Source organism: Chitinophagales bacterium, assembly GCA_041392475.1.
Lineage (GTDB): Bacteria > Bacteroidota > Bacteroidia > Chitinophagales > UBA2359 > JAUHXA01.
On sequence record JAWKLZ010000003.1, the window covers coordinates 175,802 to 202,500 of the forward strand.

The window sequence follows — 26,699 nt, forward strand, 5'->3', positions numbered from 1 at the left end:
TAATTCCTATTATAATTTTCATTGTTTCGTTACTTCATCTTTGCCCATTCTGCAATGGATTCCTCATTCATTTTTATGTAATCATTGTTGTTCGCTTCTTTAGCCAAAGCCAATGATTTTTCAGCGGTTGCAACTGCATCTTTGTATTTTTTCATTTTTGCTTCAATCAAAGACATCTGACGCAAAACCCAGAATTTTTCATTGCCGCCCATTTCTAATGCTTTCGACATCCATTCGTGAGCCTGATTCAAATCCTGATCATTTTCTGCATAAAAACGAGCCGCAGCATAATAATCGTTCCAAGAAGGTCCAGCCATGATGTTTTTGATATCTGCCATTACCGCCTCGGTAGTGCCTACACTCAAAGGAATAGAAACCATAGTGTTGGCCCAAGTCAAGTTAATATTTGCGCTATTATCTTTCAGGTCACTTACATCAATGGTAAAAGTTTCCACAGTATGACCTATTTTAGTAGGCTTCACCATAAAACGCACTGCATCTTCTTCTTCCTTGTAGTTATCACCGCCAGTACCTCCATGAGTGATGTTGTTGTGAAAAATAATCGTCCATTCTGATTCACCAGGAATCGTGTAAAGCGCATATTTTCCTTTCTTCAATTCTTTGCCACCCACTTTCACATCTTTGCTAAAAGAAACCTTAGTAGAAGCATTCGCACCTGTGCGCCACATCACACCATAAGGAACCAAATCACCAAAAATATCCCTTCCTTTTTTGCTTGGACGGGAATACTCAATCTTTACTTCTGTCAAGCCAACAGTTTGTTCCAACTCGCTCGAAGGACTCGGCGCAGGGGTTTTCAATTGCGCATTAGCCGTAAAAGTGTTGAACAACACACAAACAATAAGACAAATCGAGATTTGCAAAAATCCTTTCATTATGATAAATTTTAAGTTTAAATAGAATTACTATAATTTTTTGCAAAAATAGCAACAAAATATTACTTTGCCATTCCTTTAAGTAGTCAATGAATGACATTTTCAAAACATAACCCTAACATAATGTCCAATATTCCATCTTTCAAACTAATCGAAAAAGAAGCCATCCATCTAATCGGTATGTGCATGTTTGGCAATTTTCATGAGCAAAACACCATTCCTGAACTTTGGCAAGAGTTCAACCCTTACTTGCAAGATATACCCAATCGGGTAAATGAAAATCAATGCTTTGGGCTAGAAATCTACAGCGATAGTTTTATGAAAACTAACAAATGGCACTACATGACAGCTGTTGAAGTAAGTACTTTGGAGACAATTCCTCTACTGACCGTTGCCAAAACACTGCCGCCCAGCCAGTATGCCGTGTTCACCCACAAAGGAACTGTTCAGACCATTGCTCAAACCTTCCAATACATCTACCAGACTTGGCTGCCCAATGCCGACTATGAGATTGCAGCCCCGTTTGACTTTGAGTTTTACGATGAAAGGTTCAAAGGAGGAGGAGCAGATTCCGAAACAGATATTTACCTGCCTGTTAGACCAAAAGATTTTTCCTAAATTCGCACTTCAAAACGCACATTCTTTTCATTTTCACTTCAATTGTAAACACCATGCCTTCAAAAGAAGACCTACCTATCGAATTGCAAAACCGACTTCAATCACTTCAAGACCAACTTGCTGCAATCGCAGAGGACACACAAGATTCCCTCAAAGCAAACGCACTGTTGGACTTAGCCAAAGCTGAAATAGAAGCAGAAGAATTTGAAGCAGCGTCAACACACCTTCAAGAAAGCTTGTCGCTACAAGCAGCAGACAGCACCGAAAAAGCAGCAGTTCATACCGAACTTTGTGCTGCATACTTAGGTTTGTCAAAAATGGAAGAAGCTGAAAACGAAATAAATGCAGCCATTTCTATTCACCAATTGCAGGGTGAAAAAGCAGCATTGAATAAAGCGATTCGACAATTGGCATTGATTTTTGCACAAAAAGGCAAGATGGAAGAAGCCGAGCAGTTGATTCACCAAAAAATCGAACAAACAACGGCTGTTGAGGATTGGGAAGAAGCTGGTAAGTTTTATGGTTTTGCAGGAGAACTCGCTAGTGCACAAGAAGACTATCAGGTTGCTTTTGAGTATTTTAGAAGCGGTTTAAAGTCATTGAGGAAAACTGAAGGCAATCACGATCTTATGGGAGGCTACTACGAATCGCTCGCCCGACTGTTGATGCACTTTCAAAAAAATGCAGAAGCTGCCCATAGCTTTGAAGAAGGAGCAGCGCAGTATGAACTGGCAAACAAACCCTTATTGCAGGGCGGACTGTTGACTTTGGTGGCAAAGGTTTGGGAAAGTGAAGGGAAATATATGCACGCTATTCCTTACTTGGAGCGAGCTGCAACTGCTTTTCAACAATCTGAGGAGCAAAGTGCTGCTATGCAAACGGCAGATGCTTATTATCAAATTGCCTATTTGTATGAACAAGAAAAACAATTTGCAGAGGCTCTTAAATACCATCAAAAGGCGTTACCTTTTGCCCATAAAACAGAGGACGAAATGTTGATTGCTTCCGTTGAAGATTCAATTGAGCAGTGCCAAGAAAAACTGCAATCTCAAAAACCTTCAAAAGCAAAGGACGGCAAAAAGGGATTTTTCGGCAAATTGAAGGATATGTTTGGGTAAAAAAAGGTTGGATAAATAGTATTTTACCAATCACTAATGCACGACCTGATTGTACTTCCGCAACTGCTTCAACATGACCTCCATATCTTTGGGCAAAGGAGCTTCAAATGTTACCTTTTCCTGCGAACTTGGATGAATAAGCGTCAATCGAAAGGCGTGTAAAGACAAACGGCTCAAAGTCGGACGTTCCTCTTCAAACTTACCTATTTGGTAGCGTTTTTTCACCATCGAAAGATAAAAACCATCCCCTTCTCCATAAATTGAATCAACTGCAAGCGGATGCCCAATTGCTTGGAAATGAACACGAATTTGGTGCATTCTCCCAGTTTCCAACACGACTTCCACTGCCGAAAACAGCTTAAATTCTTCCACGACTTTGTAGTGCGTCACCGCTGTTTTACCGTTTTTATTCGCCCGCATCGTTCCTCTACGCATGGGGTTTTCTAAGATTTTGAGGTCGATCGTGCCTTCCTTTTGAATGAGCCGCCCTTTGATAATGGTAAAATAGGTTTTCTCCACTTTTCGTTTTTGGAAATCTTGTGACAGCTTTCGATGTGCATCCTTGTTTTTGGCAAAACAAATAATGCCGCTTGTCTCAGCATCTAAGCGGTGAACCACAAAAATTTCCCCATATTGACGCTGCAAATGGGTGTATAAATTGGGAATGGCAGGATTGTAGCGGTCTGGCAAAGTGTAGATAGACGATGGTTTGTTGACAATCAACAAATCATCATCTTCAAATACAACTTCAATAACCTGATTGTTTTTTTTGGACATGAGACTGTGTATTTCAAGAATTGTAGGGTTTTAAGCTGCAAAGTTAAAGAAAATTGGACTTTGGACGAAAGAAGTAGGACGCAAGATTCAAGATATAAAGAATTGATAATCACAATCTTAATTTATTGACAGAATTGAACACAAATAATTGGTTATTAGCCAATTAAATTCTTACTTCTTGCATCTTTGCTCCCTCGTCCAAAGTCCAATATAATAAAACGTCAAAAGCCTTTTCTATTCATTTTTTTTTCATAGTACATGGAGAGAAACTTGAAAAACGCTATTTTGCACGTATTAATTTTTTCATTCCTACAATTCACAATCAAAAAATGTCCAAACTCGATCGCAAAGATTTCTTGAAAAAAACCGCTCTGGCGGCTGTCACCATCCCTGCAATGATAACCGCTTGCAGCAGTGAAAGCAATGGCAATTCCAAAGAAGAAGGTGGCAGCGTACAATCTGGCAAAAAATACAAGTGGAAAATGGTGACAACTTGGCCCCCCAACTTTCCGATTTTGGGCGAAGGTGCAGAAATGTTTGCAGAATGGGTAGAGCAGATGTCCAATGGACGATTGAGCATCAAGGTATATGGAGGCGGTGAATTGGTTCCTGCTTTGGAGGCATTTGATGCGGTCAGCAGTGGAACGGTAGAAATGAGTAGTGGAGCAGCCTATTATTGGGCGGGAAAAGTGCCTGCTGCTCAGTTTTTTGCATCGGTACCGTTTGGCATGAATGCCCAACAGATGAATGCATGGATGATAAGTGGCGGCGGTATGGAATTGTGGCGAGAGGTATATGCCGACTTCAATGTGATACCGATGTTGGGCGGCAATACAGGCGTGCAAATGGGCGGTTGGTTCAACCGTGAAATCAACTCGGTTGCCGATTTGAAGGGCTTGAAAATGCGTATTCCTGGACTGGGTGGAAAGGTATTGGAAAAAGCGGGTGGGGCTGCTGTTTTATCGGCTGGTAGTGAACTTTATACGAATTTGGAAAGGGGCGTAATTGATGCAACGGAATGGATTGGTCCTTTTCACGATTACCGCATGGGTTTCCACAAAATCGCCAAGTATTATTACACCCCAGGATGGCATGAATTGGGATCGGTTTTGGAATTGGGTATCAACAAACAAAGTTTTGAGCAACTTCCCAAAGACCTTCAAGTGATTTTGGAAACGGCCTCCATGCGCCTCAATTTGTGGACTTTGGCAGAAATTGAAACCAAAAATGCGGAATACCTCGAAAAAATAAAAGCGGAGGGAAAAATTGAAATTCGGGAATTTCCCGATGAAGTATTGGCTCAATTGCGGGTATATACGGAGGAGGTCATTGCAGAATTAGTGGCAAGTGATCCTGTTGCCAAAAAAGTGTATGATTCTTTTGAAGGTTTTAGAAAACAAATCAAAGCTTGGTCTGCTTTAACAGAAAAGGTTTATTACGATAAGATTGAAGTGTAAACTAAGATTTTGTAGGAAAAACGGTTATTTGAATTTAACGATGATGGATTTACAAAAATTACAAGCACTAAAAGCACAGTTAAGTGAACACAAAGTAAAATTGGTAGCGGTTTCTAAGACCAAACCGATTGAAGTGATTTTGGAATTTTACGAAGCTGGACACAAGGCGTTTGGTGAAAATAAGGTGCAAGAATTGGTGGAAAAATATGAACAAATGCCCAAAGACATTGAATGGCATTTTATCGGACACCTTCAAAGTAATAAGGTGAAATACATTGCATCTTTTGTGCATCTGATTCATGGAGTAGACAGTTTTAAGCTGCTGCAAGAAATCAACAAACAGGCTGCTAAAAATGACCGAATCATTGACTGCCTCCTTCAAATGCACATTGCAGAAGAAAGCACAAAGTTTGGCTTTGATGAATCGGAAGTTTTTGAAGTGCTGCAAGATTCGGATTTTGAAGCCTTGGAGAATGTGCGTATTGCTGGCGTGATGGGCATGGCGACTTATACGGATGATACGCAGCAGGTGAGACGGGAATTTCACCAACTCCAACAAATTTTTGAAGCCTTGAAAAATCGCTTTTTTGAAGGGCAAGATTCTTTCAAAGAGATTTCGATGGGCATGTCGGGAGATTACGAATTGGCGATTGAAGAAGGGAGTACGATGGTGCGGGTTGGGAGTTTGTTGTTTGGGAGTCGGTGAGAACGAAAAAACTCCAAATAAGATTTCTTTCAAGGCAATTTTTTGCATATCTTTCTTTGTAAAGAGAGAAACTATTGTTATTTTTATCTTTCTCAATAAAGAAAGGTATGTCCAAGCAAATAGTATTCAGGCAAATTATTGCAGATTTCATTCATCGTGCACTTCCCAAAACAATGAGTAGGGAAGTGGTTTTACCCGTCAATGTTTCAAAAATTGTGTCTGTTATTGGAGCAAGACGAGTAGGTAAAACGTTTATACTTTTTGACCTCATTCGACAACTTCGGGAAGAAATGCCTGCCGATAGATTGGTGTATGTTAACTTTGAAGACGATCGACTTTTTCAATTGCAGTTAACAGACTTAGATGATTTACTGCGAGCCTATTATGAGTTGTACCCATTGAACAAGCAAAATCTCGTATATTTCTTTTTTGATGAAATACAAGAAGTTCCCCATTGGGAAAAGTTTGTACGCAGATTATTGGATACCGAAAATTGCAGAATATATGTGACAGGTTCTTCTTCAAAGTTATTGAGTAGAGAATTGGCAACAGGTTTGAGGGGCAGAACTTTATCCTTTGAAGTTTTCCCACTTAGTTTCCACGAGTTTTTGACCTTTCAAGACTTGCACTTTAACACCGATACATCTGAAGGACAAGCACTTGCTAAATACCAATTGCGAAAATACATACGGCAAGGTGGATTTCCAGAATTACTCACCCTTCCCGAATATTTGCATCAAAGAACCATCAATGAATACATTGATTTGATGCTCTATAGAGATTTGGTCGAACGGTTTGGTATCAAAAATCCAAGTTTACTAAAGCATTTGATGAAATATTTATTCACCAATATTGCAAACTTACTAAGTACCCATAAGATTTACAACGACTTAAAATCGCAGGGTTTTGCAGTGGGAAAAAATACGGTTTATGACTACATGACCTATTTAGAAGAAGCTTTTGCGGTGTTTAGTGTCCAAAAGTGGAGTCGTTCTGTTCGGAAACAAATGATGAATCCCAACAAAATATATGCCCTCGACCCAAGTTATAAATATGACATGAGCATTAGCGAAGATATAGGGCGGGTTTTTGAGAATATGGTTTTTTTGGCTTTGAAGCGAAAACACAGTGAAATTCATTATTTTACGGAAAAACAGGAAGTAGATTTCGTATTGCCCGATAACTCTCTTATCAATGCCGCTTATGATTTACCGCTATTGACCAAGCAAAGAGAACTGAATAGTCTTGTGGAAGGGATGAATTATTTTGAAAAGGAAAATGCTTTGTTGATTACTTGGGATGGTTTTGAAGATGTGAAAATAGAAAACAAAATGATACAAATCCGTCCGCTTTGGTGGTTTTTTGAGCCACAAAATGTTTAGTGTCTTTCTTTTGTGGTTCAAAAATCTTTGGGTACTCCACTAAAAATATCCCTACAAAACAATCCCATGTAGTTCCTTCAAATCCTGAATCTCATAAGTCGGCAAAACTCCCAAATGATTGTCTAAGCCTTTTGGATTGTACCAACAGGTATGCAAACCATAATTGTTACCCCCTTGAATATCAGAACTCAAACTGTCGCCAATCACCAATACCTCCGATTTATTGGGAAAATCAATCTGCTCAAAGGTATGGTCGAAAAAAGGAGTATGTGGTTTGGAGACACCTATTTCGTCTGACACAATGATGGCTTCAAAATAAGGAGTCAAGCCTGTGCGCTGCAATCGAGGACGCTGTACTTCCTTCAATCCGTTGGTAATGATGGCCATAGGAATTTTTCCATGCAGTTGCTGCAATACCTCGAATGCTCCCTCCAACAAACTGCTGTGATGCACAAGGTTTTGGAGGTACTGCTCATTGAAGTGTAGGGCATCTCCTGCAATGGCTGCTGCTTCAAAAAACAACTCAAAACGCACCCGCCTGAGCGTATCTTGGTCTATTTTTTTCTGCTCAAAATCCCGCCAACATTGTTGACTGATGCCAAGATATTGGTCGAAATGATGGGCTTCTTGTGTGATTCCGAAGCTGGTGAAGGTTGCTGCAAAAGCATCTTTGGCGGTTTGGTCGAAGTCAAAAAGGGTGTTGTCTGCATCAAACAGGAGGTATTGATAGGGCATTTGATTGGTAAATTTGGTTTGCAAATATACAATGTACAGTAGAGATGTTTTACTAAAACGTCTCTACAAATGCCCCTATACAAAAAAATCCCCTTCTCTCTATCTGGAAAGAAGGAGATTTATTATCTTTTAGATCTACTCCACCATCAAACTCACCGCAGCACCACCGCCAGCAGCCAAGTGTAAGTCCAAGACCGTTTCGCTATCCACTGTGTGTTTTTCAATTTTGTAGTCCGTAGGATTATCGTCCCAATGCGCTTTGTCACCATCCAAATACAGCGTTGCGGCATATTTTTTACCTGCTTCCAAAAAGTCCAATTTCACCTTCAAATCCCTCGTATTTTCATCCGTCACACTTCCCAAAAACCAGTTGTTCGAACCTCTTTCTTGTCGGGCAATCGTTACATATTCACCCACTTCGCCGTTTAGCGTTTTGGAAGTTTCCCAATCCACCGCCACATCTCGAATAAACTGAAAAGCAGGATGTTTGCCTTCTTGATAAAATTCGGGCAGATCGCAAGCCATTTGGACAGGGCTGTACAGCACCACATACAAAGCCAATTGTTGCGCCAAAGTTGTATTCACCTGATTGTCGTCTTTGTAGGGACTCAGTTTGATGTTGAAAACCCCAGGCGTGAAGTCAATCGGTCCACCCAACATTCGGGTAAACGGCACGATGGTCAAATGTTCGGGAGGATTGCCGCCATCCGAAGCCCAAGCGTTGAACTCTTGTCCACGCAAGCCTTCTCTGGAAATAGCATTGGGTAAAGTTCGGCGAATACCCGTGTCTTTGATGGGTTCGTGAGCATTGATGGCCACTTTGTATTTCGCACCTGTTTCCAAGACTTTGCGGTAGTGATTCACCATCCATTGACCGTGGTGGAATTCGTCTTTCGGAATGATTTTACCGACATATCCCGTCTTCACAGCATGAATATCCAAACTTTGCATCAGCGCGAAAGCGGTATCCAATTGCTGCTCATAGGTGCGGGGAGCGGCCGAGGTTTCGTGGTGCATGATGAGTTCCACACCTTTTTCTTTGCCGTAGCGCACCACTTCTTTGAGGTCGTAGTCGGCATAAGGGGTCACAAAGTCAAACACGCCTTCACGGTCTTCAAAACCAATCCAATGCTCCCAGCCTGTGTTCCAACCTTCGACCAAAATGCCTCCAATGTTGTTCGCTGCTGCAAAGTCAATGAAACGTTTGGCATTGGCAGTAGTCGCACCGTGTTTGCCGCCTTCGAGTTGCCAAGTGGACTTGCCCAAGTGCATTTCCCACCAAATACCCACATATTTTGTCGGTTTGAACCAAGAAATGTCTCCCAATTTGTTGGGTTCATTGAGGTTTACAATCAACTTAGAATCAATCAATCCACCTGCTGTTTCTGCAATTTGAATCGTTCTCCACGGCGTATTGAAGGGAAGTTCTACTTTGGCTTTGTAGCCCAAGCGTTTTGACCCAACCAATTCGCTTTCCATCAGCAAGTTGTCTTTGTCCACCTTCAAAGTCATGCCCGAATAGTTGGTCAAATTGGCTTCATGGAAACTGAGGTGCAATCCGTCTGCGGTTTTCATGGTGACAGGCGTATTGACTGCATTTTCGGGAATATAGGTTTGTCCTAAGTTGGGATGGTTTTGTTTGCTCAATGCGTCAATTGCAGAGAACTTAGTGGTATTGTAGAGGTGTTCGTAAATGTCCCAATCGCCAGGAATCCACCAACAAGTGTGGTCGCCTGTGAGTTTGAATTGGGTGTGTTCGTCCATTATGATGGCTTCTGTCCAATTTGCTTGTTCGGGAAATTCGTAGCGAAATCCCAAACCATCGTCATATACTTTGAAGTGAAGGTCGATCAAGCGGTTTGGTGCTTCACTTTCCTGCAAATGTAGCGTCAATTCATTGTAGTGATTTTCGACCATTCGCTGTTCACCCCACGGCATTTCCCAGCTTTCAAAAACGGTGCTTGTTTCGCTGTTGAGTAGTTTCATGCCTTTTGCCAAAGTAGGGGCATCTTTGAAGTCGAAACCTCCTAAAGTGGATGTATCAATTACTGTTTTGTCTTTGTAAGTAACTGTATAGGAAGGGACTCCGTCACTGTTCAAAAACCATTGAAGTCGAATGTTTTTAGAAGGGGAAGGAAGTGAAGTTGTCGCCTCAGAATTTGGGGCGGGTTGGCAACCTTGAAGGAATAGGACAAAAAATAGTATGCCCAAGGAATGGAGTAAAGAATGTTTCATTTGTATTGTAAATATTTGGTGATGGTTTGTAATTCAATTTACTCCAACAAGATAGCAAGTATTGAAGGGAAAAACCAAAATATTTACAAGTAGGTGGATAAAATTACCGCACATACCTTTCTATCCATGTCGAATGTTGTGGATACTGCTGCAAAAGAGTCTGTTTTTCTGCCAATTCAAAATCTTCAAAATCAAATGCTGGCGCAAGTGTGCAACCGACCAAAGCATAAGAATCTGCTGTGGTGACGGCTGCTGCAAACCAAGTTTGGGCGGGAATGAGTGCTTGAAAAGAGGCGTTTGGATTGGTCAGAGGGTCGCCTACTTCAATGGTCTGCAATGTGCTATCTGGATGAATCAAATAAAGGGTGACGGTGCTGCCTGCATAAAAATGCCACAATTCATCTGCCTGCAATTGATGAAAGGCAGAGAAGGACTCAGTGGTCAGTAGGAAATAAATGGCACTTGCGGCTAAACGGCTTTCTTTGAAGTGCTTGGGTAGGGCAGTGGAAGGCAAGGTAAGGGAGCTTTGGTAAGTTCGCCGAAAATAACCGCCTTCTGGATGGGCTTCTAATTGAAGGTGTTGGATGTAGTGTTGGGCTTTTGGGTGCATAAGAATAAATCAAAATTAAAATGACAATGAAAAACACACAAGGATAAACAGTTGGTTGAGAAATTTTAATTGCAAAGATACATATGCTGCTGAAAGAAAAAGAAACTTACTTTACACGGTAAACAAAGTTATTTGATAAGACAATTACAAGAGCATAGCCCTGACCCTATATGTAGGAAAATCTGTACGGATAGAATCATAGGAGCGTAGCTTCGGCACGTATAAACAACGGTTTTTTATGGTGTTGAGGCTATGCCCCTCCTGAAAATTTATTTATTATTATTCCTACAAATAGTGTTGCAGCGCTGCTGCTAAATATAAAAAAAATGGGAACAAAAATTGACCAACCAATTTCTATTCCCATTCATTTCTTAATTCAAAACAAACTTATCCTTTTGCGCTCACTATGTTTTTCAAACGTCCTGCGCTGGTAGTCAATTGTTCTTTTACAGTTTCGAAGGCATCCAATAAGATTTCTTGTTGTTTGCCTACCAATTTCGTACCACCGTCAATAGCTTTTTTGCCTAATTCTTGCCATTGTTCCCCACCTTCCATTACTTCACTCAATATCTCTTCGCCAACAGCAACTGCTTTTTCATTTACATTTTTTGCAGTTTCTTTCACGTTGTTAAATCTATCTACTAATTGCTCTTTTACAGACATGATTTTTATTTTTTATGTTGTTTAATATTTTTTTGGAACTCAATCTGATGAAATTAAGGCTCTATTAGTTGGCTGCTTGCCAAGCGTCCAATCCTTTCCAATCACCAGCAGCTGCAAATTTTGCTTGCTCAATCCAAGGAGCAGGGTTGAATTTTTTGTACTGTGATCCAGCCTCTACCAATACTTCTTCAATCTCTTGAGTGCTTGATTTGGCAAGTTGTTCAAAAGTGATGATGCCTGCGTCCACCAAAATCTCTGCTACTTTAGGGCCGATTCCATCAATTTTTTGGAAGTCTGCAGTTTCTACTCCTGCATCAATAGTTTTTGTTGCTTTTTTCACTGTTGCAACCAATTCTTTTTTCACATTTGCAACTGCTTCAACGACTTCAGTTTTAGCTGTTTCTACAGCTTCAGTAATATGCAATTCGTCAGCGATATCATTTACCGCATCAACTACTTCATTTTTCGCTTTTTTTGCTTGTGCTGCGAAAGTTTCTTTCACTTTTGTAGTTGTATCTTCAGCTGTCTTTTTGAAGCGATTGAAATATTGAGTAGGAACAGCGACTACTTTTTGAAGTTGCTCATTTTTTGCCACTCTTTCAGCCACTTGCTCCATAGTGGAAAGTACCAAATCTTGCTGCATTCCAAAAAGAGTGATGCCGCCGTTCAATACTTTTCCAAAAATTTGTTGCGAAACTTTACCACCTTTGATGGCTACATCTATCAAATCTTCGCTTACTTCAAGGGCTACTTTGTTAAGGACTTTAGCTTGTGCTTTCAATCCATTGTTTTTTTGCTTCAATTGCTTTGCTGTTTTTATGTTATTTGACATTTTATTTATTTTTTGTTTGGTTTTTTAAAATGACAGGGATTTTTTGAAGAGGTTAAGAGGCTTAAACTTTGATTTACTCTCTACTCTATTTTACTCAATAATCACTGTTGATGGTGCAAATATAGAGGAGGCTAGTTCCGAATGAGTCACGAAGTAGTTACATTTGAGTTACATCTGGGTTTCAAGACAATATTTGAAGTAAGGGAGTGTTTTAATTTCATGAAAGACAATGGTTTGGGGGGGGAAAGAAAATTGAATTAATTTGAAGGAAAGTAACTTTTTTTTGCAAGGGACTAAATTTTAAGAGAGTTTTTCTCAAAATCTCCATTTCCCCTATTTTACCCAATCTCACTAATTCTACGAAAAAGAGCCTTGGTTTCGGGAAGCGGCTCAATGTCAAATTCTTTTTGGAGTATTTGTTGGCATTGGCGGTAAGCCTTCACAGCCATTGGACGATTACCTTCTTCCATGTACGCTTCCATTTGTATGCGATAAGCATCCTCCCAAGTTGCATCAATCGAAAGAGTTCTTTTGGCCAACCGAATACTTTCCATAGGGTTTTCTTTCACTTTTAGCTTGGCCAAAGTCATCATTGCACCCAATACAAGCACTTGAATGCGTTCACGTTCTTCAGCAGTCCAATCTTCATAGATGCGGTTGGGAAAATAAACGCCTTGGTACAAATCGGTGGCGTGTTGGTAGGCTTCGGCAGCTAAGGTGGGGTTTTGGTGAAGCTGTTGATTGCCGAATACAATCAAATCATCCAGACAATCTATATCTATCCACATTTCTTCTTTGTTGAGGCGATACGAAAGCCCCTGACGGATAATGTATTCAGAAGGAGAACGACTTGGCTTGTCAGGTTCGATTACTTTGAGGATGTTGTGTAGGGCGGTTTTGAAGTTGCGGCTACCTACATCTTGACTGACATCGCCCCAAAGTTGATAGATGATTTGTTCTTTGTGTAAAGCTCTTTGGTTTCGGATGGTGATGAAGAACTGGAAAAGCTGAACGGCAATGTCCCTTTTCCATTCGCTATCAGGAATGATTTGGTCTTGAAGGGAAACTTGAAAATAGCCCAGTGTATCCACACGAAGTATTTTTTTTTCCTTTCTTTTTAAAATGGTTTCTATATGATTTTCAATAACATCCATTAATCATTCTGGCCTATTTTGTCAACTTTTTCTTTGAGTTCTTTCATGTCTGCTGCAATGTCATTGACTGCCTTCAATAATTGGGTAATGTCGGATTTGGAAGCAGCACGCCATTGATTGATTTCGGATTCCAAGCTTTGACTGATTGCTTCGCCTACCTGATTCACTTGATTTTGCAGTTGTTCGACTTGAGATTTGGGGTCTTTGATGGTTTCCATGACTTTTTTGGGGTAGTCCAAAGCCATTTTTTTCCATATGTCAAAACTTTTTTCAAGGATGCCCTTTTGTTCTTCAACAGGTTTATCTTCCATGGATTGAAGGGTCAGCTGTGTCAATTGATTCTGAATGAATTCAATGGCTTTGCTGAAGTCCGAAAATCGCTGTTCTTTTCCGCTTTGAACATGGCGAATGTTGCTGCGCCATTGTACCTGAGCTTCTCCTGCTTCATCGGTGAATACTTTCTGTGTAAAACGAATGATAAAAGATGTGGTTTCTTCTTTTTTATTCATGTCTGCTTATTTGTATAAAAAACGAAATGGGAACAAAAATTAGTATTTCAAATTTTTATTCCCATTCCTCAACTAATAACTGAAAAATAAGATTTCAGATTAGTATTCATCTTCGTTGAACAAGAAGTCATCTTTGCGTGGATAATCTGGCCAAACGTCTTCAATTGTTTCATACACTTCGTCTTCTTCCTCCAATTCTTGAAGGTTTTGAACGACAGCTGGATCTGCTCCTGTTCTCATAGCGTAATCTAGTAATTCGTCTTTGGTTGCAGGCCAAGGAGCATCTAGTAACTCACTCGCTAATTTTAAGGTCCAAAACATAGGTTTAAAAATTTGATATTGTTAATTTATATTAAATTATATCTTTATTAGTTAAAAAGAGGCGCAAAAATAATATCTTTTATCAAAAAAGCAAGTTTTTGAGCATGAATTTTTGCGATTCATTATTGACTATTTGTATAATTTACTGTTTTTATCGCTAAGTGTTTCAAAAAATACTAAGAAAGTCTAAAACGACGATATTTTCTAAAAAATCGCTTTTTTCATCTTTCTACACCAAATGAATACGTACTTTTGTAATGGTTTAATCATTGAAGAAAAAAAAACAAAGAATATGTCTTTAACAATTGACGGAAACCTTTTTGAAGTTTTTGATGTGGAGCAAGTTACTGCTTCTTTTAAGAAAAGAGAATTTGTATTAGAAACAGATACAAGTTCTAATTATCCCCAATACCCAAAATTCCAGTTGGTTCAAGATAACTGCTCTATTTTGGATGCTTATAGTAAAGGAGATCTAATTACGGTACATTTTGATCTGAGGGGACGACCTTACAAAAAACCTGATGGTACTACTTTGTATTTTACCAACTTACAGGTTTGGCGCATCGAAAAAGCAAGTGCAGGTGATGTTATACCAAATACACCTTCACAAGAGATGAAGAGTATGCCTCCTTCTCATCAAGAGGATATTATTGAAAATGACGATTTACCTTTCTGATAAATAATGAATTGAGTTCATGGAATTGAACTTCGTGTAATAACTTTTTTTTCAAAAAATCAATTTTTCGCATGAAATTTTTTATAGATACAGCTAACTTGGCGCAAATTCAAGAAGGGCTTTCTTTGGGGATTTTGGATGGTGTCACTACGAATCCTTCTTTAATGGCAAGAGAAGGTATTAAAGGTAAATCTGCTATTTTGAGTCATTACCGCAAAATCTGCGATATGGTGGATGGTGATGTGAGTGCAGAGGTGATTTCTACTGATTTTCAAGGAATGATAGACGAGGCTGATGAATTGATTGATATTGCTGATAATATCGTTGTAAAAATCCCAATGATTAAAGAAGGGGTGAAGGCAATTAGTCATTTGAGCAGTAGAGGTATTCGCACGAATTGTACATTGGTTTTTTCGGCAGGTCAAGCACTTTTGGCTGCAAAAGCTGGAGCAACGTATGTGTCGCCTTTTATTGGCCGTATTGACGATACTACTTGGGACGGTATGGATTTGATCAATCAAATCGTGGAAATTTATGCCAATTATGGTTTTGAAACCGAAATATTGGCTGCTTCTATTCGCAATCCGCTACACATTACCAAATGTGCAGAGCTCGGTGCAGATGTGGTGACCTGTCCTTTGAGTGCCTACTTGGGTTTGCTCAAACACCCATTGACAGATATTGGATTGGCGCAGTTTTTGGCAGATGCGAAGAAAACCGCTTAGAATGAAAAGCTATAAGATTCTCACTTTTGAAGTAGAAAATCCAGTTTACATTGAAGTACTCATAGCCGAGTTGGGGTATCTCGGCTATGAAGGCTTTGAAGAAAACGATCAAGGATTAAAAGCATATATTGAAACAATGTATTTTGATGAATCCATTGTGCTGCAATTAATAAGTCGTTATGCTGGACAGGTAAAGATTGATTTGCTGCATATCGAAGATATGGAAGAACAAAACTGGAATGAATTATGGGAAAGCAATTTTGATCCAGTGATGGTGGAGAATAAAATACTAATCAAAGCTCCTTTTCATCAAATTGACCAAGAGTTCACTTATGAAATTGTGATTGAACCCAAAATGGCATTTGGGACAGGACATCACGAAACTACCTACCTTGTATTAAAAAGAATGTTGGACATAGATTTCCAGGATAAGACTGTTTTGGATTTTGGATGTGGAACGGGAATACTCGCAATGATGGCTTCTTTGTTGGGAGCAAAATCTATATTGGCAATAGACAATGATCCGTGGTCGTATCAAAATACCCTCGAAAATACCGAAGTAAACCAAATTCGCAACGTCACCGCTATTTTAGGAGATCAGAAAGATATAATAGATAAGCATTTTGACGTTATTATTGCGAATATAAACGTGCCTGTTCTTTTAAACACACTGGATATTATATCGAATTCGTTGAACCATAGTAATTTGGTTGTACTAAGTGGTATTCTACATACGGATGCTGAAAGTATTGAACAGCGAGCCAAAGAATGTTCCTTGGTGCATTTGGATACTTTCCAACGAAACGATTGGGTCGTTATGACGTTTAAAAAGTAATTCCCGCTTAATCTTAGTAGGAGTAAGGTCTATATCCCATTCAAACACTAAATTTCTACGTTTGAATAGTTCAGATAATTTATACATAATCAGCATGAAAAAAGTCACTTCTGCAATTTCTTTCTTACTCATTTTTCTATGTTTATCCCCCGTAAGTCTTTTTGCTCAACCTGGTATCCAACAATTATCTACTGATGTTGGTGAGTTTTCCAAACAAATCACCGAGCTTTTTGAGAAATCTAAGCGAGAGGAAGGTATTGAGGCTGCCGAACTGTTTGTCACCAATCTAAACGGTGCAATCAGTGGTGAAAACCAAAGTGAGGTTATCAATACTGTCAATGGAATGTTTAAAAAACGAATGCGGACTTATCCGCAGTTGTTTGAATACATAAATGCCGTTAATAACTTCATTAAGTCTGTTGCAAGTGCCGAAAAATTTGCAGAATGGCATGGCATCGTTGGTCAAATTACGAGTGATATGGAGGAATCACGCTTCCGAGATTGGACACAGTTTGTGAATTTCTCCACTACTTTTTTTGAAGATTATTCGCTCTATAAAACCCGTGGTAAACGATGGGAAATACAGATGGTGGACTACCATTTTAAATACACAGACAAGGTTCCCGAATTGATGGTAGAAGAAGCAAGTTTGTATGCCTATACTGCAAAGGATACTATGGGAATTATCAACACCAAGGGTAGCTTTTTTCCGATGGACAATGTGTGGAAAGGTAAAGAAGGTAAGGTGACATGGGAGCGTTTGGGTTTTGATCCCAATACTGTATATGTGGAGATTGGTTCTTATGATATTGATTTGAATGCAAGTGATTATGTGGTTGAAGACGCACTTTTTTACCACAAAACCTATTTCCAACGCCCACTCAAAGGAAAATTGACGGATAAATTGTCTGCCAAAATTCAGGGTACTTTTTTATATCCTGAATTTTTGTCTTATGAGACCGATATTCACATGACCAATATTGCGCCTCAATTGGAGTTTGTGGGTGGTTTTGGATTGCAGGGTGAAAAAATTATCGGTTTTGGAACGGATGAAAAAAAGGCAGTATTCAACTTTTTTGCAGAAGATGGTCGGCGTATTATGGCTGCAAAAAGTAACCGCTTTGGAGTAAAACCCAAAGAAGAAATCAATTCCATCAATACTTCGGTATCGGTTTATTTTGCCCAAGACTCCATTTATCACCCAAGTTTGAACCTTCGCTATAACATTCCTAACAAAGAATTGCAGATGGTGCGTGACTCCAAAGCAAGTTCAAGAATTGCTTTTATGTCTTCTTATCACCAATTAGAGGCAAATGTGGATGCTATTTTCTGGAAAATCAATACTCCTGTTATTAACTTCAAAATGGCTTCACTACGAAAAGATTTGAAGGTAGTTTTTGAATCCTTTGATCTTTTTGAGAAGGGGCGGATGATGAAATATAGTGTGATTACGGGCATTGATCCTGTGCGTAAATTAGGAGAAATTGCAGAAGGAGGTACAAGGGTGCTTGAATCGGATAGGTTTGCAGCTTTGTTGAACCCAAAATACCAAACATCTAATATATTGGCTACTATGTTCGACTTGGTTGAAGATGGGTTCATTTATTTCGATGGTGATACCAAAATGATTACGATTCGTGATAAAGCATTGCATTATGTGCGTTCTAATAAAGGCGAAACGGACTATGACCGTATTCTGTTGATATCAGAAGCCGATAAACCTGATCAGGAAAATGCACAGTTAGACTTGGATACCAAAGAGTTGCTGATTACAGGGGTTGAAAAAGTAGCATTGAGTGATTCACAACAGGTGGTGATGTTTCCTAATGAAAAGCTAATCAGTGTAAGGCGCAATAGAGATATGCAAGTAGATGGAACGATTGTGGCTGGACGTGTTGATTTGACGGGAAAGAATTTTTTCTTTAGCTATGATCCTTTTACGATTAAGTTGGATTCGGTGGACAAAATGCAAATTTATGTGCCAAATGCCGAAAAAGAAGTGGTGGCAGGACTTGCGCCTATCGGCACAATGGTTAGAGATGTAAGTGGTACACTTTATATTGACAAAGAAAACAATAAGTCTGGACTGGTGAGGTATCCTTCTTATCCTCGATTTGTGAGTGATAAAAATTCGTTTCTTTACTACGACAACAAGAATCTGTATGATGGAGCGTATGAACAGGATGAGTTTTATTTTCAGCTTGATCCATTTGAATTTGAAGATTTGGATGAAATCATGCCTGAGCAACTCAATTTTGCAGGAACGATGGTCAGTGGAGGTATTTTCCCAGATTTCAAACAAGAGGCAAAACTACAAGAAGACTTGTCTTTGGGTTTTACAGAAGATACGAACGTCGAGGGGTATCCCATATACGGACTGGGGAAATTCACAGGAAGCATTACGATGAGTAACAATGGTTTGAAAAGTAAGGGACGTATTGATTATTTGTCGAGTATGCTTCAATCTGAGCAGTTCAATTTATTGCCTGATTCGATGATGGCAAAGGCGGATACTTTTACGATGGAACGGAAGAAGGTAAACAATGTGGAATTTCCAAGTGCGCACAATGGGATAGTGGGAGTGAAATGGTTGCCAAAAAGCGATAGCATGATGGTGACGATGCGGGATAAAAAGGCGTTTGCGATGTTTGAAGACAAAGTGGCTTTGAAGGGAAATTTGTTATTGACTTCAAAAGGATTGAAGGGAAATGGAACAATGAATATGGCGCAGGCTTCTATTCGGGCAGATGAATTTACTTATACTTCTAGTACCTTCCAATCGGATTCATCGGATGTGGTAATCAAAAACGAAGAGGTGGCTAAGGTAGCCTTCAATTCGTACAATGTGAAATCAAGGGTCGATATGGATGATATGATTGGAGAGTTTTTAGCAAATGGAGAGAACATTCCTATTGTGTTGCCTTACAATCAGTTCAAAACAACAGCGAGTGAGTTTTATTGGGTTATCAACGAAAAATTGATCAATATTCGGATGCCAGAAAACACCTCCAATAACTATTTTGAATCAACGCACCCTGACCAAGGTGGATTGAAGTTTGAAGCATCTGGGGGGGTGGTAAATTTGGAGAAAAATACGATTCAAATAGATGGTGTGCCTTATATCAATATTGCAGATGCTAAAATACGTCCCTATGATACGAAAGTATTGATCAATCCAGAAGCGGATATTCAGCCTTTAGAGCGTGCCTTGATTGTGGCTGATACGTTGAATGAGTACCATAAGCTAAGCGATGTGACTGTTAAAATTAAGAGTATCAATGAGTTTGAAGCATCAGGTACTTACCGATACAAAGGTAAAGGACTCAAGAACCAAAAGATTGATTTTGATATAGTGACAACTCGTGAATATACCAAAGATGAAGTTGATGAGTTGGACAAACCAGAATTGAAGGGTAAATTTTATACCTATGGTGCTACAAATCTACCTGAGGAAGAAACCTTTAAACTTAATAACAATATTGATTTTAAAGGTAATGTGATTCTGGATTCAAGAGAGCAGTTCCTTATTTTTGATGGTTTTGCGAAACTCGGATTGATGTCACCTCAATTGGATGCTCAGTGGTTTTCTTTTAAGGATGCGATTGACCCCGATAATATTCAAATGGATGTGACCAATCCTATTGGAGAACGGAAAGATACATTGATGTTTGGTATTTTGCAGGATATGGATTCACTGAATTTATACAGTGCCTTTTTGACCAAAAAACGCACACCTTTGGATGTAGTTTTGTTTAGAGGAACGGGTGATTTGAGCTTCAATTCGGACAAGAATATGTATCAAGTGGCGAGTAAAGAAAAACTGAGTGGTGAATCGCTCAAAGGAAACGTGTTTACGCTTTTGGACGAAACCAATCAGGTCGTCACAGATGGAAGAATTTATTTAGGAGAAGATTACGGTTTAGTGACAGTAGATGCAGCAGGTAGAGTAGTAAATGAATTGAAAACTGGCAAATTTGAGTTTAGTGATGTGGTAATGGGTATTGATTTTCACTTCGATGATAAATTATTGGAAAGTGTGGGGGAATCTTTGCGTTACTACAATGGAGAAGCGGATGAGGTAAACTATTCCAAGGAGGGTTTTCTGAACGCTGCTATTGAACTTGCCAACGAGAAAGATGCGGGAGAATTGAAGCGGGTGATTGGTCAGTATGGTTATCTGCCCGAACGCTTCAAAGGCTTAGACCAAAGTTTCCTTTTCACAGATATAAAAATGGTTTTTGATACGAGTACTCGTACGGTTCGTTCGGTTGGGCCTATTGGAGTGAGTTTTACGGGGGAGCGGTATGTGAACAGAATGGTGGACGGTTATATTGAGTTTGGCTTGCGTAGAAGTGGTGATTATTTCGATATCTACTTCGAATTGAAGGCAGATGATGAAGGCAAACGTCCTTGGTACTACTTCAGCTACAAAAAGGGAACGATGATGATTTTGAGTTCTGAGCCTGAATTTAACCAGGAAATAGCAGATATGAAGGAAAAAGACCGTATGAAAACGGACAAAAAACGAGGCGCCTATCAATATACACTTGCGCCTATGACCAAACGCAATAATTTTGTGGCACGTATGAAAGAGGCTGCAAGTAGCGATGCTTTGGAGAAGGATAACAAAGGCAAATAAGTAGGAAATAAAAATTAAGACAATGCTTGATAAGATGTGTCAGTTTTCAGAAATTGACACATCTTTTATTTTTACCTTACTACCAAAATGATAAAAGATGAACCAATCCATTTTAATCCTACATGGCCCCAATCTCAACCTACTCGGCAAAAGAGAGCCGCACATTTATGGTTATGAAACCTTGGAAGATGTGAACCGTCAATGTATGGAACTGGGAAAAGAGTTGGGCATTGAAGTAGTCTGTGAGCAAGCGAATGGTGAAGGAACTTTGATAGACTTGATACACGATGCCCGTACTTCAAAGGATGCCATCATTATCAATCCTGGAGGTTATACACATACATCTGTAGCTCTGAGAGATGCTTTGGCTGCATCTGATTTACCTGTATTTGAAGTGCATATTTCTAATGTTCACAAACGGGAAGCCTTTCGACATTTTTCCTATGTGAGTGGGATTGCAGTTGGGGTGATATGTGGTTTGGGAACAATGGGTTATACCTTAGCTTTGCGGGCAGCTGTGGCGCATTTAGTTTCTAAGAATTGAAACTTTACATGTTTGTTTCGTAGTAGGATGTAAGATAGAGTATATTTGATTTGTGATTTTTGAAAATCCTACTTCAAAAATCACATAATCTTACTTCTTAAATCAGCGTATTTTTTTGCAGCAATTCCCCCCCCCCTCCTTTTATAAATTTTATAATTTTTTATTTAAATGATTTTGAAGTGTTTATACCCCATTTGCCAATCTAACCACCATTTCCCGTATCAACTCTTCTTGAGACACGCCAACATTGTCAATTCCTTTCGACTTCAAATCGTAGGTATATAAAATCTCAACCGCCTTTTTAGTTTTATTGAGGTTAAAATGACGTATTGCAGCTTGATAATCTTGTAGTTGGAATCGAGTTCGGAAGCCCATTGCCTGTAATATTTCCCCTTCGCTTCGTGTGCGAATTTGATGGTATAAATACAAACGACTGAAAAAACGGTACAAACTCCCGAGTAGCAATGGGAGAGGGGCAGCTTTGGGATTTTTAGAAAAATAATCGGCAATTCTGTATGCTTTTGTGGTGTTGTTTTGCGCCAAAGCTCTTTGCAGTTCAAACACATTATAGTCCTTACTAATGCCAATATTATCCAAAATATGTTGCTCATTGATTACCGTACCCGTAGGCACATTGAGCATTAATTTGTCCACTTCGTTGGTGATGCGTGACAGCTCCGTACCCAAATATTCTATCAACAACTGCATTGCTTTTGAGCCGATATCATATTTTTTGGATTTTACATACCGTTGAATCCACGGAGGGACTTGATTGTCATAGAGTTTTGTGGAAGTAAATACCACTCCATTTTTGGCAATCAATTTCCCCAATTTCGTATTGCCTCGAATTGTTTTGTATTTGTGTGCCAAAACCAAAATGGTAGATTTTGAAGGATTCGTTGCATAACTTTCGAGTTTCAGAATATCCCGCATTTGTTGTGCCTCCTTCAATATCACTACTTGATATTTTGACATCATTGGATAACGACGAGCCGTATTCATCAGCGTATCAGCATCCGTATCCTTACCATACATAATCATTTGGTTAAATGATTTTTCGGAATCGGCAAGAACGCTTTCTTCAATATAATCCACCAATTTGTCAATAAAAAAAGTCTCCTCGCCTTGAAGCAAATAAATAGGAGCATACTTCTTTTGCTTCAATTCTTTGTATATTCCTTCAAAAGTGGTGGCCATAAAATATTGTGATTTTTAACTTCTATCGAAAGCCCAAATTTACTTCGCTACCGTCAATATTTCTTTATAGTGATCTGTATTTTTCAGAACCTCAATTGCTTTTTTCACTTCTATATCCTTCTCCAAATTAGCTTTCACAGATCCATTCTGAAAATAATAGCGTTTGACAATCTCATTTTGAAGCAAACCCTTCAATTCATCTTTAAATTTATACAAATCTTGAGCTTTCTCCTTACTGATTTTCGACTCCAAACTATTTAGACTTTCTTCAATGGCCGTAAAATATTTTTCTTGTTCTGCACTATGACGCAATTTTTCCAAGACCTTTTCACTATTTGTTTTATAGTTGTAATTTTTATCTTTCAAAAATTGTACAAAACCTTCAAAATCAGCGTCCGTAAAAACGTAATCTTTAGGAGGCGCAATGCTATCATACTTCAAACGATACTTCGTTGCATAGTCAAAAATCAAATGTTTCTTTTTAAGACTCTCCGTAATGTTGCTGTATTTGGGAGCATCCGTTGCCAAGTCTGGCTCTACACCACTACCGTCATATACTGTGCGGCCATTTTCGGTGGTAAATTTGGTACGCAAAGAATCAGGAACGGTAATCGTTCCATCCCGATAACGCCCCGAATAATCGAGTGCCTGTACACAACGGCCACTTGGCAAATAGTATTTGGCAACAGTGAGTTTTATCTGAGCATCATTACCTATTCCAGTGATATTCATCTTTTTACTTTGTTGAACCAAGCCTTTACCAAAACTCCTTTGACCTACAATCACACCTCTATCCAAATCCTGAATTGCGCCTGCCAAAATTTCAGAAGCCGAGGCCGAGCGACCATTTACCAGCACCGTCAACGGTAAATTTTTGTAATGTGTCGAAGTTTCCGTTTTGTATTCTTTGTCCCATGATTCGATTTTCCCCTTGGTACTGACCACAATTTTACCGCTTTCTACAAAAATATTGACCATTTTAATAGCCTCATTGAGCAATCCACCGCCATTCCAACGAAGGTCAAATACCAAACCCTTCAATTCTTTTCCGTATTCTTTTTCAACATCTTGTATGGCTTCAATAACTTCATTCGTACAGCCATGCTTCAAAAAAGTACTTAGTTTGACATACGCAATACCATCCTCCAACAATCCATGATAAGGCACACTTGTCACCACCTCTTTACTTCTTGTAATCGTTGCATCAATTGGCGTTGCTTGCCCCATTCGTCTTACCGAAATACGCACATCCGTATCCGTCTGTCCCTCTAAAACCTGCGTAATCTCAGCCAAACTTCTACCTTCTGCCGATTTGCCATTCACCTCTAAAATCACATCACCCGCCATCAAACCAGCTGCCTGTGCGCCCATATCTTCAATGATTTCCTCAATCACCACATCATCGCCATATTGCATTAATTCTGCTCCAATCGTACCCGCTGCACTGTTTTGCTGCATACGATACGTTTCAATTTGTGCCTCAGAAATGTAATTAGTATAAGGGTCTAAAGATTCTAACATCGCATCAATACCTGTTCGCATGAGTTTAGAAGGTTCGACATCATCTACATACGTATTGTTCAGTTCTCGATACAGTTTTCCATACAAATCCATGTTTTTGGTAATCGCAAAATACCGACTTCCGCCTCCCAAAAAGGAGTAAGAAGTGAAGGCAATGACTGTGATTAAGAAAAGTGTTAAAATGGATTTTTGGTTAGATATATGTTTCATATTCATTGAAGTCTATTTTTCTTGCTTTAATAATGTACATTCAAGTCTTCAAACCTTAGAAAAGAAGGTTTATAAAGTATTTTGAAGCCTCAATTAGTTTTTTAATAACTGATTATATCTGTTAGTATCCGAAAATACTTCAATTGCAGTAGTTACTTCTTTTGTATCCTCCAAAGATTCTTGAATGCGACCTGTTTGGTAATAATACCTTGACACAATTTCATACTCCAGCAATTGCTCAATTTCTTCTTGAAATTTGTACAAATCCTTCTTTTTGTCGTGCTTGATTTTTGAAGTCAAATTGTCCAAATCTTCTTGAATCACAGCCAAGTATTTTTCCTCTTTTGCGCTATCTTCCAAATCCTTCAACAATTGCTCACTTGAAGTCGTATAGTCATAATCTTCATTTGCAATGAATTTCACAAAATCATCGTAATCTGCTTGCACCAACTCAAATTTGTCGGGTGTAGGAATTGAAGGGTGCTTCAATCGGTATTGATTCACATATCCAAAAACCAGTTGTTTGTTCATCAAACTTTGGGTAATATTGGCATAAGTATCTGTTTCAATTGCAATGTCTGGATCCACTCCACCTGCATCATAGACCGTTCTGCCATTTTTCGTTTTAAAGGCAGTACGCAAAGAGTCAGATATTTTCTCCAAATTGTCATTGTAACCACCTGAATAATCAATCGCTTGAATACAGCGTCCACTCGGCAAATAGTATTTTGCAGTAGTCATTTTCACTTTAGAATTATAGCCAACCATCTTTGTCGTTTGCACCAAACCCTTTCCAAAACTCCTTTGCCCAATAATAATCCCTCTATCCAAATCTTGAATCACACCTGCCACAATCTCAGAAGCCGAAGCCGAACCACGATCTACCAAAATCGCTAAAGGAATTTCAGTATCCAAAGGAGCAGACTTACTTTTATAACTATTGCTCCATTCTTCCTTCCTTCCTTTAGTACTCACAATTTCCAAACCCTTATCTACAAAAATATTCGCCACTGCAATCGCTTCGTTCAATAACCCACCAGGATTACCACGTAAATCCAGTACAACAGATTGAATATTGTGTTTAGCCTTCAATTCCTTCAAGGCATCTCCGACTTCTTTACTGCAATCCTCCGTAAAATTGCTCAAGCGAATAAAACCAGTTTTACCGTCCTCCAATAAACCATAATAAGGAACATTCTTTATTTTCACCTCATCCCTTGTCAAAGTCTTAACCATAGGAGTAGATTCACCAAAACGTTCAATTTTAAGCTCTACATTCGTTCCAGGCTTTCCCTTCAACATCTTACTTACATCATCCGTTGACTTACCCTTTGCAGGTACACCGTCAATTTCCAAAATTTTATCACCTGCCATTAATCCCGCTTTGAAAGCAGGAAAACCCTCATAAGGTTCCGAAATAATCACATAATCATCTGTGCGTCTAATCAATGCACCAATCCCACCATATTTACCCGTTGTTTGCATCAGATATCCTTCCATATCCTCTTCCGAGTAAAAAGTAGTGTAAGGGTCAAGAGAATTAAGCATCGCATCAATTCCTGTACGGATAAGTTTTTCAGGATCCACTTCATCCACATAATACATATCCAACTCTTTAAACATTGTAGCAAAAATGTCTAAGTTTTTGGTAATCTCGAAATAATTATTGTTATTATTGACTACGAAAGAAACGGAGAGGATAGATAGAAGGGTAACTGCAAGTACATTCAAATATCTGAATTTTCTGAGCATGGTACTTTTGCTTTATTTGTGAACGACTAAATAATACAGGCTTTAAAATTTTTCCTACTTGTTTATAAAGTATAAGAATCGAATTCCTTCTAAAAAATTAGATGTAAAATTCTCCTCTTTGGAAAAAATGAGAGGTAATAGTATTCATTGTAGAAGCTTCAATTTCCACAACTTGTTGTAAAATAAAAAAAAATTAACAGCTTTTAACATCAAATAGCCTACAATAAACTATTTTCGGGCAGATTTTATTTTCAAGTATTAAAATATGCTACTAATTTATTCTCCCAAAATAACGAATCGTCTCCGTTACATCTTCGAGCATATCTTTGAAGACATGCTCGGAATCAATTTCTCTATTACTACAGACAAAGAAATATTCATAGAGTTTGATAGCGCAAAAATAAATTATAGTAGCCGTCAATTTGAAGATGAACTATTTTTTTATGCCAGCCCACTATTATTTGAAAGAGGAATCAAGCAACAACGAATCAAAGTAGAAGACTTCGAAGATACCAAGATGTTTTATATTAGTCGAAGCAATTCTGACTTGCCATTTGATCCCTTTGCAGCTAGTTTTTACCTAATTA

At 38.9% G+C, this 26,699-nt stretch carries 24 protein-coding genes (1 of these 24 cut by a window edge); 11 read left to right on the forward strand and 13 right to left on the reverse strand.

The features are described from left to right. Positions 1-29: 29 nt before the first annotated feature. Positions 30-896, reverse strand: a complete 867-nt coding sequence (locus R3E32_23655) for a DUF2911 domain-containing protein (protein MEZ4887751.1) — start codon at positions 894-896, stop codon at positions 30-32. A 123-nt stretch (positions 897-1,019) separates the two neighbouring features. Here R3E32_23655 and R3E32_23660 point away from each other — a divergent pair, with 123 nt between their 5' ends. Both R3E32_23660 and R3E32_23665 read left to right on the forward strand, forming a co-directional pair. Continuing rightward, on the forward strand, positions 1,020-1,514 hold the full coding sequence (locus R3E32_23660) for a GyrI-like domain-containing protein (protein MEZ4887752.1): 495 nt from the start codon (positions 1,020-1,022) through the stop codon (positions 1,512-1,514). 53 nt (positions 1,515-1,567) lie between these two features. Continuing rightward, on the forward strand, positions 1,568-2,632 hold the full coding sequence (locus R3E32_23665; protein MEZ4887753.1) for a hypothetical protein: 1,065 nt from the start codon (positions 1,568-1,570) through the stop codon (positions 2,630-2,632). A 33-nt stretch (positions 2,633-2,665) separates the two neighbouring features. Here R3E32_23665 and R3E32_23670 read toward each other — a convergent pair whose 3' ends face one another. Then, the gene (locus tag R3E32_23670; GenBank protein ID MEZ4887754.1) at positions 2,666-3,409 is read right to left on the reverse strand and encodes an RluA family pseudouridine synthase; all 744 of its coding nucleotides are present in this window, start codon (positions 3,407-3,409) and stop codon (positions 2,666-2,668) included. A 329-nt stretch (positions 3,410-3,738) separates the two neighbouring features. Between R3E32_23670 and R3E32_23675 the strand changes: the two genes are divergently transcribed. From R3E32_23675 to R3E32_23685, 3 genes are all read left to right on the forward strand, one after another. Next, the gene (locus tag R3E32_23675; protein MEZ4887755.1) at positions 3,739-4,866 is read left to right on the forward strand and encodes a TRAP transporter substrate-binding protein; all 1,128 of its coding nucleotides are present in this window, start codon (positions 3,739-3,741) and stop codon (positions 4,864-4,866) included. Between the two features lie 28 nt (positions 4,867-4,894). Then, complete coding sequence (locus R3E32_23680) at positions 4,895-5,572, forward strand: YggS family pyridoxal phosphate-dependent enzyme (GenBank protein MEZ4887756.1); 678 nt, start codon at positions 4,895-4,897, stop codon at positions 5,570-5,572. Positions 5,573-5,679: 107 nt separating this feature from the next. Beyond that, positions 5,680-6,954 (forward strand): ATP-binding protein, encoded by a 1,275-nt coding sequence (locus R3E32_23685; GenBank protein ID MEZ4887757.1) that lies wholly within the window; start codon positions 5,680-5,682, stop codon positions 6,952-6,954. A gap of 51 nt (positions 6,955-7,005) precedes the next feature. Here the strand turns inward: R3E32_23685 and R3E32_23690 are convergent, their stop codons facing one another. The 8 genes from R3E32_23690 to R3E32_23725 all read right to left on the reverse strand — a co-directional run bounded on the left by R3E32_23690 (position 7,006) and on the right by R3E32_23725 (position 14,013). Continuing rightward, positions 7,006-7,689 (reverse strand): YjjG family noncanonical pyrimidine nucleotidase, encoded by a 684-nt coding sequence (locus tag R3E32_23690; protein MEZ4887758.1) that lies wholly within the window; start codon positions 7,687-7,689, stop codon positions 7,006-7,008. A gap of 135 nt (positions 7,690-7,824) precedes the next feature. Continuing rightward, the gene (locus R3E32_23695) at positions 7,825-9,924 is read right to left on the reverse strand and encodes a glycoside hydrolase family 97 protein (GenBank protein MEZ4887759.1); all 2,100 of its coding nucleotides are present in this window, start codon (positions 9,922-9,924) and stop codon (positions 7,825-7,827) included. Positions 9,925-10,027: 103 nt separating this feature from the next. Then, the gene (locus tag R3E32_23700; protein MEZ4887760.1) at positions 10,028-10,534 is read right to left on the reverse strand and encodes a cupin domain-containing protein; all 507 of its coding nucleotides are present in this window, start codon (positions 10,532-10,534) and stop codon (positions 10,028-10,030) included. Positions 10,535-10,921: 387 nt separating this feature from the next. Next, positions 10,922-11,197 (reverse strand): hypothetical protein, encoded by a 276-nt coding sequence (locus R3E32_23705; GenBank protein ID MEZ4887761.1) that lies wholly within the window; start codon positions 11,195-11,197, stop codon positions 10,922-10,924. Positions 11,198-11,261: 64 nt separating this feature from the next. Beyond that, a complete protein-coding gene (locus R3E32_23710) occupies positions 11,262-12,029 on the reverse strand; it encodes a DUF4332 domain-containing protein (protein MEZ4887762.1) in 768 nt (255 codons plus the stop codon). 338 nt (positions 12,030-12,367) lie between these two features. After that, the gene (locus tag R3E32_23715) at positions 12,368-13,183 is read right to left on the reverse strand and encodes a bacterial transcriptional activator domain-containing protein (GenBank protein ID MEZ4887763.1); all 816 of its coding nucleotides are present in this window, start codon (positions 13,181-13,183) and stop codon (positions 12,368-12,370) included. Next, on the reverse strand, positions 13,183-13,692 hold the full coding sequence (locus R3E32_23720) for a hypothetical protein (GenBank protein MEZ4887764.1): 510 nt from the start codon (positions 13,690-13,692) through the stop codon (positions 13,183-13,185). The genes R3E32_23715 and R3E32_23720 overlap by 1 nt, the downstream gene beginning before the upstream one ends. Positions 13,693-13,791: 99 nt before the next feature. Next, positions 13,792-14,013, reverse strand: a complete 222-nt coding sequence (locus tag R3E32_23725) for a DUF2795 domain-containing protein (protein MEZ4887765.1) — start codon at positions 14,011-14,013, stop codon at positions 13,792-13,794. 292 nt (positions 14,014-14,305) lie between these two features. On the opposite strand from R3E32_23725, the gene R3E32_23730 reads away from it, so the two are divergent. The 5 genes from R3E32_23730 to aroQ all read left to right on the forward strand — a co-directional run bounded on the left by R3E32_23730 (position 14,306) and on the right by aroQ (position 21,432). Then, positions 14,306-14,689 (forward strand): DUF3127 domain-containing protein, encoded by a 384-nt coding sequence (locus R3E32_23730; protein MEZ4887766.1) that lies wholly within the window; start codon positions 14,306-14,308, stop codon positions 14,687-14,689. A gap of 71 nt (positions 14,690-14,760) precedes the next feature. Further along, positions 14,761-15,414, forward strand: a complete 654-nt coding sequence (gene fsa, locus R3E32_23735; protein MEZ4887767.1) for a fructose-6-phosphate aldolase — start codon at positions 14,761-14,763, stop codon at positions 15,412-15,414. 1 nt (position 15,415) lies between these two features. Then, complete coding sequence (gene prmA / locus R3E32_23740; protein ID MEZ4887768.1) at positions 15,416-16,249, forward strand: 50S ribosomal protein L11 methyltransferase; 834 nt, start codon at positions 15,416-15,418, stop codon at positions 16,247-16,249. Between the two features lie 94 nt (positions 16,250-16,343). After that, on the forward strand, positions 16,344-20,888 hold the full coding sequence (locus R3E32_23745; protein ID MEZ4887769.1) for a hypothetical protein: 4,545 nt from the start codon (positions 16,344-16,346) through the stop codon (positions 20,886-20,888). A gap of 97 nt (positions 20,889-20,985) precedes the next feature. Beyond that, positions 20,986-21,432 carry a type II 3-dehydroquinate dehydratase gene (gene aroQ, locus R3E32_23750; GenBank protein ID MEZ4887770.1) on the forward strand — a complete coding sequence of 149 codons (447 nt, stop codon included), beginning with the start codon at positions 20,986-20,988 and terminating at the stop codon, positions 21,430-21,432. Positions 21,433-21,615: 183 nt separating this feature from the next. Here aroQ and holA read toward each other — a convergent pair whose 3' ends face one another. From holA to R3E32_23765, 3 genes are all read right to left on the reverse strand, one after another. After that, positions 21,616-22,629, reverse strand: coding sequence for a DNA polymerase III subunit delta (gene holA / locus R3E32_23755; protein ID MEZ4887771.1), 1,014 nt, complete (start codon positions 22,627-22,629; stop codon positions 21,616-21,618). A 39-nt stretch (positions 22,630-22,668) separates the two neighbouring features. Further along, positions 22,669-24,360 (reverse strand): S41 family peptidase, encoded by a 1,692-nt coding sequence (locus tag R3E32_23760; GenBank protein ID MEZ4887772.1) that lies wholly within the window; start codon positions 24,358-24,360, stop codon positions 22,669-22,671. 93 nt (positions 24,361-24,453) lie between these two features. Beyond that, positions 24,454-26,112: a S41 family peptidase gene (locus R3E32_23765; protein ID MEZ4887773.1), complete on the reverse strand. Its 1,659-nt coding sequence runs from the start codon at positions 26,110-26,112 to the stop codon at positions 24,454-24,456. 265 nt (positions 26,113-26,377) lie between these two features. On the opposite strand from R3E32_23765, the gene R3E32_23770 reads away from it, so the two are divergent. Continuing rightward, positions 26,378-26,699, forward strand: partial view of a polysaccharide deacetylase family protein gene (locus tag R3E32_23770; GenBank protein ID MEZ4887774.1) — the 5' end (the start) only. It continues 998 nt past the right edge of the window; 322 of the gene's 1,320 nt are visible here — the first part of the coding sequence; its start codon is at positions 26,378-26,380; the stop codon falls past the right edge of the window.

Excerpts from the sequence above, each read along its gene's own strand:
- R3E32_23655 (MEZ4887751.1), bottom strand. The coding sequence starts at position 896 with ATGAAAGGATTTTTGCAAATCTCGATTTGTCTTATTGTTTGTGTGTTG.
- R3E32_23660 (MEZ4887752.1), top strand. The coding sequence starts at position 1,020 with ATGTCCAATATTCCATCTTTCAAACTAATCGAAAAAGAAGCCATCCAT.
- R3E32_23665 (MEZ4887753.1), top strand. The coding sequence starts at position 1,568 with ATGCCTTCAAAAGAAGACCTACCTATCGAATTGCAAAACCGACTTCAA.
- R3E32_23670 (MEZ4887754.1), bottom strand. The coding sequence starts at position 3,409 with ATGTCCAAAAAAAACAATCAGGTTATTGAAGTTGTATTTGAAGATGAT.
- R3E32_23675 (MEZ4887755.1), top strand. The coding sequence starts at position 3,739 with ATGTCCAAACTCGATCGCAAAGATTTCTTGAAAAAAACCGCTCTGGCG.
- R3E32_23685 (MEZ4887757.1), top strand. The coding sequence starts at position 5,680 with ATGTCCAAGCAAATAGTATTCAGGCAAATTATTGCAGATTTCATTCAT.
- R3E32_23690 (MEZ4887758.1), bottom strand. The coding sequence starts at position 7,689 with ATGCCCTATCAATACCTCCTGTTTGATGCAGACAACACCCTTTTTGAC.
- R3E32_23695 (MEZ4887759.1), bottom strand. The coding sequence starts at position 9,924 with ATGAAACATTCTTTACTCCATTCCTTGGGCATACTATTTTTTGTCCTA.
- R3E32_23700 (MEZ4887760.1), bottom strand. The coding sequence starts at position 10,534 with ATGCACCCAAAAGCCCAACACTACATCCAACACCTTCAATTAGAAGCC.
- R3E32_23705 (MEZ4887761.1), bottom strand. The coding sequence starts at position 11,197 with ATGTCTGTAAAAGAGCAATTAGTAGATAGATTTAACAACGTGAAAGAA.
- R3E32_23710 (MEZ4887762.1), bottom strand. The coding sequence starts at position 12,029 with ATGTCAAATAACATAAAAACAGCAAAGCAATTGAAGCAAAAAAACAAT.
- R3E32_23715 (MEZ4887763.1), bottom strand. The coding sequence starts at position 13,183 with ATGGATGTTATTGAAAATCATATAGAAACCATTTTAAAAAGAAAGGAA.
- R3E32_23720 (MEZ4887764.1), bottom strand. The coding sequence starts at position 13,692 with ATGAATAAAAAAGAAGAAACCACATCTTTTATCATTCGTTTTACACAG.
- R3E32_23725 (MEZ4887765.1), bottom strand. The coding sequence starts at position 14,013 with ATGTTTTGGACCTTAAAATTAGCGAGTGAGTTACTAGATGCTCCTTGG.
- R3E32_23730 (MEZ4887766.1), top strand. The coding sequence starts at position 14,306 with ATGTCTTTAACAATTGACGGAAACCTTTTTGAAGTTTTTGATGTGGAG.
- fsa (MEZ4887767.1), top strand. The coding sequence starts at position 14,761 with ATGAAATTTTTTATAGATACAGCTAACTTGGCGCAAATTCAAGAAGGG.
- prmA (MEZ4887768.1), top strand. The coding sequence starts at position 15,416 with ATGAAAAGCTATAAGATTCTCACTTTTGAAGTAGAAAATCCAGTTTAC.
- R3E32_23745 (MEZ4887769.1), top strand. The coding sequence starts at position 16,344 with ATGAAAAAAGTCACTTCTGCAATTTCTTTCTTACTCATTTTTCTATGT.
- aroQ (MEZ4887770.1), top strand. The coding sequence starts at position 20,986 with ATGAACCAATCCATTTTAATCCTACATGGCCCCAATCTCAACCTACTC.
- holA (MEZ4887771.1), bottom strand. The coding sequence starts at position 22,629 with ATGGCCACCACTTTTGAAGGAATATACAAAGAATTGAAGCAAAAGAAG.
- R3E32_23760 (MEZ4887772.1), bottom strand. The coding sequence starts at position 24,360 with ATGAAACATATATCTAACCAAAAATCCATTTTAACACTTTTCTTAATC.
- R3E32_23765 (MEZ4887773.1), bottom strand. The coding sequence starts at position 26,112 with ATGCTCAGAAAATTCAGATATTTGAATGTACTTGCAGTTACCCTTCTA.